Source organism: Rhodobacter ferrooxidans (assembly GCF_000176015.1).
Taxonomy (GTDB): domain Bacteria; phylum Pseudomonadota; class Alphaproteobacteria; order Rhodobacterales; family Rhodobacteraceae; genus Pseudorhodobacter_B; species Pseudorhodobacter_B ferrooxidans.
In genome coordinates, this window is sequence record NZ_ACYY01000008.1 from 122,275 (window position 1) to 134,306 (window position 12,032).

Here is a 12,032-nt window from a genome sequence, read left to right on the forward strand (position 1 = left end):
TAGGTCGGGCGGACAGTATCAGGGCAGGGCGGGCAAGGCATGTTTGATATCGGCGGTGGCGAGCTTCTGGTCATCGGGGTGGTGGCGCTGATCGTCATCGGCCCGAAAGACCTGCCCGAAATGTTCCGCACCCTTGGCCGCTTTACCGCCAAGGCCCGCAGCATGGCGCGCGAGTTCCAGCGCGCGATGGACAAGGCCGCCGACGAGGCCGGGGTCAAGGATGTGGCGAAGGATATCAAGGCCGCCACCAACGTCAAAAGCATGGGGCTGGATGCGGTCAAGGATGCCGCAACCAAGTTCGAAAACTGGGATCCGATGAAGAAAAAGCCGGTGGTGACGCCTGCGGCTGCCAATAGCCCGGCAACCGATGCCGCGGCTGCCAATGCCGCCGCAGCCCCGGTGCTGGGGCCGGAAACCCAGGCGCTGGCCGACAATACCGCCGCCAGACGTGCCGCCTGGGCCGAGGCCACCGCGGCAAAACAGGCCGCCGAAGCCGCCGCAGCCGCCGAACCGGCACCGGCTGCCGCCAAACCCGCCCCGCGCAAGCGCGCCGCCAAACCCGCGGCAGCGGACGCCGCCGCGCCCGAAGCCGCCGCCAAGCCGGTGTTGCAAAAACCCTGGACCAGCGGCGGTGACGCATGAGCACGGACCACATCGACGACAGCGCCGCCCCGCTGATCGAGCACCTGGCCGAGTTGCGCAACCGCATCATGTATTCGCTGGCCGCCTTTGTGGTGGCGATGCTGATCTGCTTTCCGTTCGCCCGCGAAATCTTCAATTTCTTGTCAATTCCGATCTGCAATGCGCTGGCCGATACCGGGCGCGAATGTGGGCTGGTGATGATCAAGGTGCAGGAAGGCTTCTTCGTCGCCATCCGCATCTCGGTGATGGGCGGGGTGGCGCTGTCCTTCCCGGTGATCGCCTATCAGATGTGGCGTTTTGTGGCGCCGGGGCTTTACAAATCGGAAAAGGGCGCCTTTCTGCCGTTCCTGATCGCCTCGCCGGTGATGTTCGTGCTGGGGGCGGCGTTTGCCTATTACGTCGTGCTGCCGGTGGCCTTTGCATTCTTCCTGGGTTTCCAGCAAACCATTGATATTGCAAACGAAGCGGCAGCAGTGGCAGGTGACAAGTCGCCGGTGGCGGGCATCATCTTCCAGGGCTCGATGGAAGCCTATCTGAACCTGACCACCTCTTTCGTGATGGCCTTCGGTCTGTGTTTCCAGTTGCCGGTGCTGCTGACGCTGATGGGCAAGGCCGGGCTGGTCACCTCGCGCGGGCTGGCGGGGATGCGCAAATATGCGGTGGTGATCATCCTGATCGTCGCCGCCATCGCCACGCCGCCCGACCTGATGAGCCAGATGATCCTGTTTTCGGCGATCTACCCGCTTTACGAGGTTTCGATCTTCCTGATCCGCCGGATCGAGAAGAAGCGCGAGGCCGATCTGCGGGCGCAGGGCCTGTGGTTCGAGGATGACGAGCAAGACATCGCTGAAGGCACCGACAAGGCATGAGCGACGCCCTGATCCGCATCGCCGCGGCGCTGGAGCGTCTGTCTCCGGCGCCGATGGCAGCACCCGATTTCGCCGCCGCTGATGCCTTCGCCTGGCACACCCAGCCTGACCGGCTGGAGCCGGTGGCGCAGGTGGCACGGGTGGAGATCGGGCTGCTGGTGGGGGTGAACCGGGCGCGCGATACGCTGCTGGAAAACACCCGGCATTTCGCCCGCGGCCTGCCTGCCAACAACGCGCTGTTGTGGGGCGCGCGCGGCATGGGAAAATCCAGCCTTGTCAAGGCGATCCATTCATCCGTTCGCGCAGAGGGGCTGGCTCTGAAAATCGTCGAACTCAGCCGCGAGGACCTGCCTTCCGTGGGCCGTCTGCTGGGCCATCTGCGCGCCGCGCCGCACCGCTTCATCCTGTTCTGCGATGATCTTTCCTTCAGCCAGGACGACCAGCATTACAAATCGCTGAAGGCGGTGCTGGATGGCGGCATCGAGGGGCGGCCGGAGAATGTGATCCTTTATGCCACCTCGAACCGCCGCCACCTGATGCCGCGCGACATGATCGAGAATGAACGCTCCACCGCCATTTCGCCGTCCGAGGCGGTCGAGGAAAAGGTGTCGCTGTCGGACCGCTTCGGGCTGTGGCTGGGGTTCCATCCCTGTAGCCAGGACGACTATCTGGCGATGATCGACGGCTATTGCGCGGCTTACGGCGTGACGGTGCCGCCCGAAACCCTGCGGGCCGAGGCGATTGAATGGCAGGCCACCCGCGGCAGCCGCTCGGGCCGGGTGGCCTGGCAGTTCTTCACCGACCTTGCGGCGCGCAACGGCGTGCGGCTGTAGTTTTCAAAAGTTTGTAAAGGCCCGCCAACCGGTGTAAACTCCTGGCAACGGCGGGAGGGTTTGCCATGGGAATGACCGCACTTGCGGGCAGTCGGCTGCGTGAGCGGCGGTTGCTTCTGGGCTTGCGGCAGGCCGATATGGCGCGGGTCGCGGGCATCTCTGCCTCTTATCTGAACCTGATCGAACACAACCGACGCCGCATTGGCGCGGACCTCATGGAAAAGCTGGCCGCCGCTCTGGGGGTCGAGGCGGCGGCGCTGGCCAAGGGGGCGGGCGATGCGCTGATCAACGATCTGCGGGCAGCGGCGGGCGGGGTCGGCACCACTGCCGAGATCGAGCCGATCGAGGATTTCGTCAGCCGCTTTCCCGGCTGGGCGGCGGTGCTGGGCCAGACCCAGCGGCGGGCTGCGCAACTGGAACGGGCGGTGGCGGCGCTGAACGACCGCATCGCGCATGACCCCCACCTCAGCCAGGCGCTGCACGAGATGCTGTCGGCGGTGTCGGCGGTGCGATCCACCGCGGCGATCCTGGCGGAAACCGACGATATCGCCCCGGAATGGCGGGCGCGGTTCCACGCCAACCTGCATGGTGATTCAGAACGACTGGCATCGGGGGCCGAGGCGCTGGTGGCCTATCTGGACGGGTCTGATCAGGCAAACGATGCCGGCATCGCCTCGCCGCAGGAAGAATTCGACGCCTGGCTGGCGGCGCGCGGCTGGCATCTGGCGGGGCTGGAAACTGGCGAGGGGGTCGAGGCGGATCTGGCCGATCTGGCCTCGGGGGCGGCGCGGGGGCTGGCGCGGGATTGGATCGGGCTGGCAACGGCGGACGCGGCCGCCCTGCCGCTGGCGGCGTTTCAGGCAGCGCTGGCCGAGATCGGCCCGGACCCTGCGCGCCTGGCCGCCCGTTTTGGCCAGCCGGTGCTGGCGGTGATGCGGCGGCTGGCCACGCTGCCCGGAGCACAGGCCGGGCTGGTGATCTGCGACGCCTCGGGAACGCTGGTGTTTCGCAAACCCGCCGAGGGGTTCGTGCCGCCGCGCTTTGGCGCCGCCTGCGCGCTGTGGCCGCTTTATGCGGCGTTGGCGCGGCCGATGACGCCGGTGCAGGCGCAGGTGGCCACGGTCGGGCGCGGCGGGCGGGCCTTCATCGCACAGGCGTTCTGCCAGCCGGATTATCCGTTGGGCTTTGCCGGGCCGGAACTGCGCAGCGCCGCCATGCTGATGCTGCCCGCCGCTTCCACCACCGGTCAGCCGCTGCGCATCGGGGCCACTTGTCGCATCTGCCCGCAGCAGGCATGCCCGGCCCGGCGCGAGTCGTCGATCCTCAGCGAAGCCAGCCAAAGCGACGCCGCCCCGTGAGGATGGGTTTTGACAGACCGTTCATAAATGCCGATAGTTGCGTCATAGGGGGCCGGTTGCACCAAAGGTGCGGCGGTTGAGGATCGGGGGAGGCACCAGCGGCGTGGCACGGCATGTCTTGCTGATCGAGGATGAACCGAATATCGCCGCGGCGATCAGCTTTATCCTAAGCCGCGATGGCTGGCAGGTGACAACTCTGGCCGAGGGCCGCACGGCACTGGCGCGGCTGCGGGCCGACCGCCCCGATCTGTTGATCGTCGATCTGATGTTGCCGGGCGTCGGCGGGCTGGAAATCGTGCAGGCCTTGCGTGCCGATCCGGGCCTTGCCACGCTGCCGGTGATGATGCTGACCGCCAAGGGCCAAAGCCGCGACCGTGCCGCAGCCGAAGCCGCGGGGGTCAACCTGTTCATGGCCAAGCCGTTTTCCAACGCCGAGATCGTCGCCTCGGCCCGCGCGCTGGTGGCCGGACCATGAGCGTCCGGAAACCGCCGCTGTTTCTGGCCCGGCGGTCGTATCGGCGGCGGCGGCTGCGCGATGCAGCGCGGTTGCTGCCGGTGTTCGGCGGGTTTCTGGTGTTTTTGCCGATCCTCTGGGCCCCGGCCGAGACCGGCAGTCGTGACACCGCCCCCGACGGCATCTATCTGTTCGCGGTCTGGGCCGGGCTGATCGTGGTGGCGGCGCTGATGTCGGTGGGGCTGGACCGCGGCTCGGCCGAAGACGCCGCAGGCACCGAGGACGAGGCCTGATGCCGTTCAACCTGCTGGTTCTGGCCTGCGTGGCCTATGTGATCCTGCTGTTCATGGTGGCCTTTGCGGTGGAACGCCGGGCGGCGGCAGGTTCGGCGCGTTGGCTGCGTTCACCCTTGGTCTATACGCTGTCACTGTCGATCTATTGCACCGCCTGGACCTTCTACGGCGCGGTGGGCTATGCCGCGCGGTCGGGGTTGGAGTTCCTGACGATCTATCTTGGCCCGACGCTGGTGTTCATCGGCTGGTGGTGGGTGCTGCGCAAGCTGGTGCGGATCGGGCGGCAGCAGCGCGTGACCTCGATTGCCGACCTGATTTCAAGCCGTTACGGCAAGTCCAACCTCTTGGGCGTCATCGTCACCGTCATCGCCGTGGTCGCGGCCACCCCCTATATCGCGCTGCAACTCCAGTCGGTCACCCTGTCGTTCGAGGTGTTCGCCACCGCCGCCACCGAAGGCTGGGCGCCCCCCGATCAGGGCAGCACGGCGATCTGGGTGGCGGCGGGGCTTGCCCTGTTCACCATCCTGTTCGGCACCCGCAATCTGGACGCCAACGAGCAGCACACCGGCATCGTCACCGCCATCGCGGTCGAGGCGGTGGTCAAGCTGGTGGCGCTGCTGGCCGTGGGGATCTTTGTGGTCTGGGGGCTGGCGGCGGGGCCTGCCGACATCATCGCCCGCATCAACGCCTCACCGATCTCGGACTGGCAGTTGCAGCCGGGGCGCTGGGTGGGCCTCACGCTGCTGTCCGCGGCGGCGGTGATGACCTTGCCGCGGATGTTTCAGGTGCTGGTGGTGGAAAACGCCGACGAGCGGCATCTGGCCACCGCAAGCTGGGCGTTTCCGCTGTATCTGATGCTGATGAGCCTGTTCGTGGTGCCGATTGCCGTGGTCGGGCTGCAACTGATGCCGGCAGGCGCAAACCCCGATCTGTTCGTGCTGACCCTGCCGCTGAGCCAGGGGCAGGGCGGGCTGGCGATGCTGGCGTTTCTGGGCGGCTTTTCCTCGGCCACCTCGATGGTGATCGTGGCGGCGATTGCGCTGGCCACCATGGTGTCGAACCATATCGTGATGCCGGTCTGGCTGCGGCTGCGGCCGGCCAGTGCGGTGTCGGGCGACGTGCGGCGCATCGTGCTTATGGCACGCAGGCTGTCGATTGCCGGAGTGCTGGCGCTTGGCTACGCCTATTACGCGGTGTCGGGTGGCTCGGCGGCGCTGGCGGCCATCGGGTTGATTTCCTTTGTCGGGGTGGCGCAGATATTGCCCGCCATGCTGGGCGGCATCTTCTGGCGCGGCGCCACCAAGGCCGGGGCGGCGCTGGGGCTGACGCTGGGCTTTGCGGTCTGGAGCTATGCGCTGTTTCTGCCGTCGTTCGGGCCGGATGCGGTAATCTCGGCGCGGGTGTTTGCCGAAGGGCCCTGGGGCATCGGCTGGCTGCGCCCACAGGCGCTGTTCGGCGTGCAGGGCATGGACCCGTTGCTGCACGCGCTGTTCTGGTCGCTGGTGCTGAACGCCACCGCCTTTGCACTGGGGTCCATCGTCACCTTCCCCTCGCCGCTGGAGCGGGTGCAGGGGGCGGCCTTCGTCAACGTCTTCGACGCCGATACCACCGCCCCGCAAGGCTGGGCCCCGGGCCGCGCCGAGCCCGAGGCACTGCTGGTGATGGCGCAGCGCATCCTGGGCGAGGAACCGGCGCTTTCGCTGTTCGAATCGGCGGCCCGGGCGCAGGGCAAGGCGGGTTATCTGCCCGATCCCACAGCGCAATTCATCGAAGGGCTGGAGCTGCGGCTGGCGGGTTCGGTGGGGGCTGCCACGGCCCATGCGATGATCAGCCAACTGGTCGGGCGGGCCACGGTGACGGTCGAAGACCTGATGGCGGTGGCGTCCGAGGCGGCGCAGATCAAGGAATACTCGACCCGGCTGGAAGCCCAGCAGGTCGAGGTTACCCGCACCGCGCGCGCCCTGCGCGAGGCCAACGAAAAGCTGACCAAGCTTTCGGTGCAAAAAGACGCTTTCCTCAGCCAGATCAGCCACGAATTGCGCACGCCGATGACCTCGATCCGGGCGTTTTCCGAGATCATGATGGAAGGCGACATGCCGCAATCGGTGACCGCCAAACACGCCGGCATCATCCATGACGAGGCGATCCGGCTGACCCGGCTGCTGGATGACCTGCTGGACCTTTCCGTGCTGGAAAATGGTGCTGTGCAGTTGAACCTTGACCTCAGCAACCTGTCGGAAATGCTGGACCGGGCGTTGCGGGCGGCCAGTCATACAAGGCCCGACCGCACCTTTACCATCGAGCGTGACCTGCTGGCCGAGGCGGTCTTTCTGCGCACCGATGCCGACCGGCTGGTGCAGGTGTTCATCAACCTGATCTCGAACGCCCGCAAGTATTGCGACGCGGCCCAGCCGGTGCTGCGGATATCGGTGCGGCACAAGGCGGGCCGGGTGACGGTGGATTTCATCGACAACGGATCGGGCATTGCCAACGACAGTCAGGCGCTGGTGTTCGAGAAATTCGCCCGGCTGACCGATCAGAATCGCGCCGGGGGGGCGGGGCTGGGTCTGGCGATCTGCCGCGAGGTGATGGCCAATCTTGGCGGCACCATCGCCTATCTGCCCGGTCAGGGCGGTGCTGCGTTCCGGGTAACCCTGCCGCTACGACTGGAAAAAGCCGCCTGAAACCAGCCTTGCTAACGCTTTCGCAACTAAGTTTTGGCAGGTCTTGGGGGCGGGGCAGATTTGAACAGGGCTTGACGGCGGCAATGGGCGTGATCCGGCGGAAATTGGCGGCAGTGCAGGGGGCACCTCCGGAAAGCGGTGGTGCCGACAAGGCATGGCCGCTGGCGCTGGCGCGTGCCGCCCGCGATGCCATGGCGCTGCGGCTGGAGGTGGAAAAGCTGGATATCCAGCGCCGCTCGCTGACCGAACTCTTGGACATGCCGCCGGAACGGGCGCTGATTGCGGTGCTGGAAGGCCCGGCTGAAGGGCTGGGGGTGCTGGTGATCTCGCCCAGCATCCTGGCCGGGCTGATCGAGGCGCAGACTGTGGGCCAGGTGTCGCCGCGCCCCGAATTTGCCCGCAAACCCACCCGCACCGATGCCGCGATGGTGGCGGGGATGCTGGATCTGGCGCTGGAGGGCATGGAATCGCTGCTGGTGGCCGAGGATGATCTGGTCTGGGCCGGCGGCTTTCGCTACGCCTCGTTTCTGGATGATCCGCGCCCGCTGGGCCTGCTGCTGGAAGATGTGCCCTACCGATTGGTGCAGGCGCAGATCAGCCTGGCGGGCGGGATGAAGACCGGCAGCCTGATGCTGGCGCTGCCCGCCGATGGCCGTGGCCGCAAGCCGCGCCGGCCGGACGCTGTGGCACCGCAGGCCGGGGCGGCGCTGATGTTTGCCGCGGCGATGAACGAACAGGTGATGGCTGCCGATTGCACGCTGGAGGCGGTGCTGGCCAAGGTCACGCTGCCGCTGGCGGCGGTGATGAAGTTGAAAGTGGGCGATGTGCTGCCGTTGGGCACGGCGGCGCTGGACCGCATCGCGCTGACCGGCATCACTGGCCAGCCGGTGGCAGTGGGGCGGCTGGGGCAGAACCGCGGCATGCGCGCCGTGCGGGTGGATACCGCCTCGGATGCCGCGCCGCGCAGCCGCGGTGGCGACCACGGGACACACCATGGGCTGATGGCGGAACCGATGGCCATGGCCGACCCCGACGACCTGCGCCTGACCGGCACCGGCTGAAGCGTCGCGGCCGGGCCAGACGGTCTGGGGCGGTTTCGGTTCGGCTTGGCCTGCGGTTCGACCTCCCGCCCGGGCTGTCGCGCATATTCCGCGGGTCGGCACGAAAAGGTGGCGCGGACGCTGGAACGACGCCGGTCGCGGCAGGGTTTCCTGGACGTTGCTGGCCGGCTGGTGCCCGACTGTCAGCCCCCCGACCGTCAGCCCCCCCGACCCTCAGCCCTTGGTGGCCAAAGCCTCCAGATGGCTGCGCAGGCCTTCCAGCTGATAGCCGAAGCGCGCCGGGAGGCCGATCAACTCGTCGGTCGGCATCCGGCCCGCATGGGCCAGTGCCCAGACCACCGAACAGCGGTTGCCCGAGGCGCAATAGGCGAAAACCGGGCCTTTGGACGCGTCCATCGCGGCGCGTTGGGCGGCGACATCGGCTGCGGTGATGCCGCCCGGAACCAGCGGAATGGCCACAAATTTCAGCCCCAGCGCCTCGGCCGCGGCTTGCATGGCCGGGGTGTGCAGGGCGGCCGGAATCTCGCCATCGGGGCGGTTGTCGATCACGGTGACAAAGCCCGCGGCCTTGATCGCCGCCAGATCCTCCGGCATGATCTGCGGGGATACGGCATAGCTGTCGGTCAGGGCGCGAATGTCCATGGTCTCTCCTTGGCGGTCAATTCAGGGTGCAATGGCCCTTGGCAGCAGCATATCGCCCGGCCCTGGCAATGGAAAGTCCGCGCCGCCTACAACTGGTTCAGCGGCGTTTTCAGGTAGCTTGTGCCATTGGCTTCGGGTTCCGGCATCCGGCCCGCGCGCATGTTGACCTGCAACGACGGCAGGATCAGCCGCGGCATCGCCAGTGTGGCATCACGGGCCTGCCGCAGCGCCACGAAGTCGTCCAGGCTGCGCCCGGCGATATGGATGTTGCGGGCTTTCTGCGCCGCCACCGTGGTCTCCCAGGCAAAGGCATCGCGCCCGGGTGCCTTGTAGTCGTGGCCGACGAAGATGCGGGTGGTATCGGGCAGGCCGAGGATCTTCTGCACCGAGGCGAACAGCATCGCCGCCGAGCCGCCGGGAAAATCGCAGCGCGCCGTGCCGAAATCGGGCATGAACAGCGCATCACCGACAAATGCCGCGTCCCCGATCACATAGGTCAGGCAGGCGGGGGTGTGGCCCGGCGTGTGCAGCACCTGCACCGGCAGCCCGCCTAGGGTAAAGCTGTCGCCCTCGGCAAACAGCCGATCAAACTGCGAGCCGTCGCGGCGAAAGCCCGTGCCCTCGTTGAAGATCGCACCGAAGGTGTCCTGCACCATGGTGATGCGGTCACCGATGCCGATCAGCCCGCCCAGCTGCGCCTTAAGGAACGGCGCCGCCGACAAATGATCCGCATGGACATGAGTTTCCAGTATCCATTGCAGATCAAGCCCTTGGTCCTTGATTGCCGCCATCACCCTTTCGGCGGACCGCGTGTCGGTGCGCCCCGAGGCCTGGTCGAAATCCAGCACGGAATCGATCACTGCACAGGCCCGGCTGTCTGGGTCACGCACCAGATAGGTGATGGTATTGGTTGCATCGTCGAAAAAGCCGGATACGCTGGCCTGCATGATGTCCTCGGAGTTGGCTCTTGGTGTAGCTAGGCGGGGCAGCCCGCGACTTCAAGGTTCGAATGGCGCAGCCCGGTTTGACCTGCATCAAGGGCAGGACCGGCCCGGACCACTAGGGTTTCAACAGGAAGAGGAGGCCCACATGACCCCCATTGCGAAACGCAAAGCAGCCTTGCAAGCACGGCTGGGCGACTTGACGGCCCGTCTGGCGCAGATCGAGGAAGGTCTGGATTCGCATGGCGAGCAGGATTGGGAAGAACTGGCCATCGAGCGGTCGGATGACGAGGTGCTGGAGGGGATGGGCGTGTCGGCCCAGCAGGAAATGCGGATGATCGAGGCCGCTCTGACGCGGATTGCCAGCGGCGACTACGGCATCTGTGCCAAATGCGGTGCCGACATCAGCGAGGCGCGGCTGGACGTGTTGCCCTACACGCCGTTTTGCCGCGATTGTGCGACTTGAACCGGGGGAGATGACCATGGCAATCGTGAAAGACGTGCTGCCCGAGGTTCCGGTGGTGCCAAAACCGGAGTTGACGGATTTGCTGGCGGAAATGCAGGCGCTCATGCGCATCATGCCGGGCGATCTGACGGCGAAAGTGCCGCTGGATGACGAGGAAATCGAAAGCGCCTTCGACAACATGCCGGTCTGAGCGCGTGCTTGGCGCCTCCGGTGGCGGACCTGCGTTGATTTCGCGCCGTTTTTTCATTGCCATTTGCAGCGCACGCCGCTTCAATGCGCCTTGGGGGCACAGGCTCCGGGGGTGAGGAGACGGCTTTGTCCGGCGAGGTTTCCAGCGGCGAAGGTTCTGGCGGCGAGGTTTCCAGCGTTGTGCGGCAGAACCGGATCGGTTCGGTCTTGCAGATCATCATCGACCATCCGCCGGTCAACGCTTTGGCGCAGCCGGTGCGGGCGGGGCTGCTGGCGGCGCTGACCGCGGCCGAGGCCGACCCCGAGGTGACCGCCATCGTGATCTCGGCCGCCGGGCGCAGCTTTCCGGTGGGGGCCGATATCCATGAATTCGGCAAACCGGCGCAGGCACCACTGCTGGCCGAGGTTTGCAACCGGATCGAGGCCTGCCGCAAGCCGGTGGTGGCGGCGCTGCATGGCACGGCTTTGGGCGGCGGGTTGGAACTGGCGCTGGCGGCGCATCTGCGGCTGGCGCTGGCCGATGCGAAACTGGGTCTGCCCGAGGTGGGTCTGGGCATCCTTCCCGGCGCGGGGGGCACCCAGCGGCTGCCGCGGCTGATCGGGGCGGAACAGGCGTTGCGGCTGATGCTGCAGGGCGTGCCGGTTCCGGCGGCAGAGGCTTTGGCGCTGGGGATGCTGGACCAGGTGGTCGAGACCGATCTGATGGCGGCGGCGCTGGCGCAAGGTGCCGCGCCTTCCCGACCGACCCGCGACCGGCGCGAGGGCATGCGCGACCCGCAGGCCTATCAGGCGGCGATCAACGCGGCCCGGGCAGGTTTGCGCGGCACAAGGCAGCCCGCGCCGCCGCGCATCGTCGATTGCGTCGAGGCGGCGCAGCTTTTGCCGTTCGATCAGGGGCTGGCCTTTGAACGCGCGGCGTTCGACGATCTGGTGGCCTCGCCCGAGGCTGCCGCATTGCGCCATGCGTTCTTTGCCGAGCGGGCGCTGGCGCGGCTGCCCGAGGCCAAGCTGCCGCCGCGGCCGTTGCGACATCTGGCGGTGGTGGGGGCCGATGCCGCAAACCCGGCGCTGCTGCTGGCGCAGGCGGGCCATGCGGTGACGCTGCTGGCACCGACCAAATCCGGGCTGGTCACGGCGCTGGAGGTGATTGCGGCGCAGATGCAGATGGCGGTGGCGGCGGGCAGCCTGACTGCCAAGGCCCGCGATGCCGACTGGGCGCGCATCACCCCGGCGGTGCAGCCCGAGGCGCTGGCCGATGCTGACCTTTTGCTGCTGACCGACGCCACCGCGCTGGAGATCGGCCTTGCCGCCGCCAAACCGGGGGCGGTGCTGGTGTCTTTGGGCGGCTTTGGTGTAAGCACCGGCGCGCGGGCCGCCGACATGCTGCGGCTGACCCTGCCGCAGCCGGGCGGGCGGCTGGCCGAGGTGATCGTGGCCGAGGCCACTGCCCCCGAGGCAGTGGCGACCGTGCTGGCCTTGCTGCGCAGCCTCGGGCTGGCGACATTGCGGGCAATGGCACCGGGCGGCCTTGGCGCGCGGCTGATGGCGGCCCAGCGGGCGGCGGTGGCGCATCTGCTGGGGGGCGGGCCGACCCGGGCCC

General features: G+C 67.3%; 13 protein-coding genes. 11 read left to right on the top strand and 2 right to left on the bottom strand.

Annotated elements, in window-relative coordinates; genetic code table 11:
• Positions 1-39 precede the first annotated feature (39 nt).
• The 8 genes from tatB to RSW2DRAFT_RS08070 all read left to right on the top strand — a co-directional run bounded on the left by tatB (position 40) and on the right by RSW2DRAFT_RS08070 (position 8,194).
• Positions 40-642, top strand: coding sequence for a Sec-independent protein translocase protein TatB (gene tatB, locus RSW2DRAFT_RS08035; RefSeq protein WP_008029799.1), 603 nt, complete (start codon positions 40-42; stop codon positions 640-642).
• Entirely contained in the window at positions 639-1,511 is an 873-nt protein-coding gene (gene tatC / locus RSW2DRAFT_RS08040) for a twin-arginine translocase subunit TatC (RefSeq protein WP_008029802.1), read from the top strand. Before tatB ends, tatC begins: the two co-directional genes overlap by 4 nt.
• The gene (locus RSW2DRAFT_RS08045) at positions 1,508-2,344 is read left to right on the top strand and encodes an ATP-binding protein (RefSeq protein ID WP_008029803.1); all 837 of its coding nucleotides are present in this window, start codon (positions 1,508-1,510) and stop codon (positions 2,342-2,344) included. Before tatC ends, RSW2DRAFT_RS08045 begins: the two co-directional genes overlap by 4 nt.
• Positions 2,345-2,409: 65 nt before the next feature.
• On the top strand, positions 2,410-3,702 hold the full coding sequence (locus RSW2DRAFT_RS08050) for a helix-turn-helix domain-containing protein (protein WP_008029805.1): 1,293 nt from the start codon (positions 2,410-2,412) through the stop codon (positions 3,700-3,702).
• A gap of 103 nt (positions 3,703-3,805) precedes the next feature.
• Positions 3,806-4,177, top strand: coding sequence for a response regulator transcription factor (locus RSW2DRAFT_RS08055; RefSeq protein WP_008029807.1), 372 nt, complete (start codon positions 3,806-3,808; stop codon positions 4,175-4,177).
• On the top strand, positions 4,174-4,449 hold the full coding sequence (locus RSW2DRAFT_RS08060; RefSeq protein WP_008029809.1) for a hypothetical protein: 276 nt from the start codon (positions 4,174-4,176) through the stop codon (positions 4,447-4,449). Before RSW2DRAFT_RS08055 ends, RSW2DRAFT_RS08060 begins: the two co-directional genes overlap by 4 nt.
• Positions 4,449-7,133: an ATP-binding protein gene (locus RSW2DRAFT_RS08065; protein ID WP_008029812.1), complete on the top strand. Its 2,685-nt coding sequence runs from the start codon at positions 4,449-4,451 to the stop codon at positions 7,131-7,133. The genes RSW2DRAFT_RS08060 and RSW2DRAFT_RS08065 overlap by 1 nt, the downstream gene beginning before the upstream one ends.
• A gap of 83 nt (positions 7,134-7,216) precedes the next feature.
• Positions 7,217-8,194 (top strand): FliM/FliN family flagellar motor switch protein, encoded by a 978-nt coding sequence (locus tag RSW2DRAFT_RS08070; RefSeq protein ID WP_008029814.1) that lies wholly within the window; start codon positions 7,217-7,219, stop codon positions 8,192-8,194.
• Between the two features lie 213 nt (positions 8,195-8,407).
• Here the strand turns inward: RSW2DRAFT_RS08070 and RSW2DRAFT_RS08075 are convergent, their stop codons facing one another.
• Both RSW2DRAFT_RS08075 and RSW2DRAFT_RS08080 read right to left on the bottom strand, forming a co-directional pair.
• Positions 8,408-8,836, bottom strand: coding sequence for a TIGR01244 family sulfur transferase (locus RSW2DRAFT_RS08075; RefSeq protein WP_008029816.1), 429 nt, complete (start codon positions 8,834-8,836; stop codon positions 8,408-8,410).
• An 86-nt stretch (positions 8,837-8,922) separates the two neighbouring features.
• A complete protein-coding gene (locus RSW2DRAFT_RS08080) occupies positions 8,923-9,783 on the bottom strand; it encodes an MBL fold metallo-hydrolase (protein WP_008029819.1) in 861 nt (286 codons plus the stop codon).
• A 142-nt stretch (positions 9,784-9,925) separates the two neighbouring features.
• On the opposite strand from RSW2DRAFT_RS08080, the gene RSW2DRAFT_RS08085 reads away from it, so the two are divergent.
• The 3 genes from RSW2DRAFT_RS08085 to RSW2DRAFT_RS08095 form a co-directional block, all read left to right on the top strand.
• Complete coding sequence (locus RSW2DRAFT_RS08085) at positions 9,926-10,243, top strand: TraR/DksA family transcriptional regulator (protein ID WP_008029821.1); 318 nt, start codon at positions 9,926-9,928, stop codon at positions 10,241-10,243.
• Between the two features lie 16 nt (positions 10,244-10,259).
• Positions 10,260-10,433, top strand: coding sequence for a hypothetical protein (locus RSW2DRAFT_RS08090; RefSeq protein ID WP_008029823.1), 174 nt, complete (start codon positions 10,260-10,262; stop codon positions 10,431-10,433).
• A gap of 125 nt (positions 10,434-10,558) precedes the next feature.
• Positions 10,559-12,032: enoyl-CoA hydratase-related protein (locus tag RSW2DRAFT_RS08095; protein ID WP_008029826.1), on the top strand; the 1,474-nt coding region annotated here is incomplete at its 3' end.

What these genes read in the sequence shown, in the direction of transcription:
- tatB (WP_008029799.1), top strand. Translation starts at nt 40, where the DNA reads ATGTTTGATATCGGCGGTGGCGAGCTTCTGGTCATCGGGGTGGTGGCG.
- tatC (WP_008029802.1), top strand. Translation starts at nt 639, where the DNA reads ATGAGCACGGACCACATCGACGACAGCGCCGCCCCGCTGATCGAGCAC.
- RSW2DRAFT_RS08045 (WP_008029803.1), top strand. Translation starts at nt 1,508, where the DNA reads ATGAGCGACGCCCTGATCCGCATCGCCGCGGCGCTGGAGCGTCTGTCT.
- RSW2DRAFT_RS08050 (WP_008029805.1), top strand. Translation starts at nt 2,410, where the DNA reads ATGGGAATGACCGCACTTGCGGGCAGTCGGCTGCGTGAGCGGCGGTTG.
- RSW2DRAFT_RS08060 (WP_008029809.1), top strand. Translation starts at nt 4,174, where the DNA reads ATGAGCGTCCGGAAACCGCCGCTGTTTCTGGCCCGGCGGTCGTATCGG.
- RSW2DRAFT_RS08065 (WP_008029812.1), top strand. Translation starts at nt 4,449, where the DNA reads ATGCCGTTCAACCTGCTGGTTCTGGCCTGCGTGGCCTATGTGATCCTG.
- RSW2DRAFT_RS08070 (WP_008029814.1), top strand. Translation starts at nt 7,217, where the DNA reads ATGGGCGTGATCCGGCGGAAATTGGCGGCAGTGCAGGGGGCACCTCCG.
- RSW2DRAFT_RS08075 (WP_008029816.1), bottom strand. Translation starts at nt 8,836, where the DNA reads ATGGACATTCGCGCCCTGACCGACAGCTATGCCGTATCCCCGCAGATC.
- RSW2DRAFT_RS08080 (WP_008029819.1), bottom strand. Translation starts at nt 9,783, where the DNA reads ATGCAGGCCAGCGTATCCGGCTTTTTCGACGATGCAACCAATACCATC.
- RSW2DRAFT_RS08085 (WP_008029821.1), top strand. Translation starts at nt 9,926, where the DNA reads ATGACCCCCATTGCGAAACGCAAAGCAGCCTTGCAAGCACGGCTGGGC.
- RSW2DRAFT_RS08090 (WP_008029823.1), top strand. Translation starts at nt 10,260, where the DNA reads ATGGCAATCGTGAAAGACGTGCTGCCCGAGGTTCCGGTGGTGCCAAAA.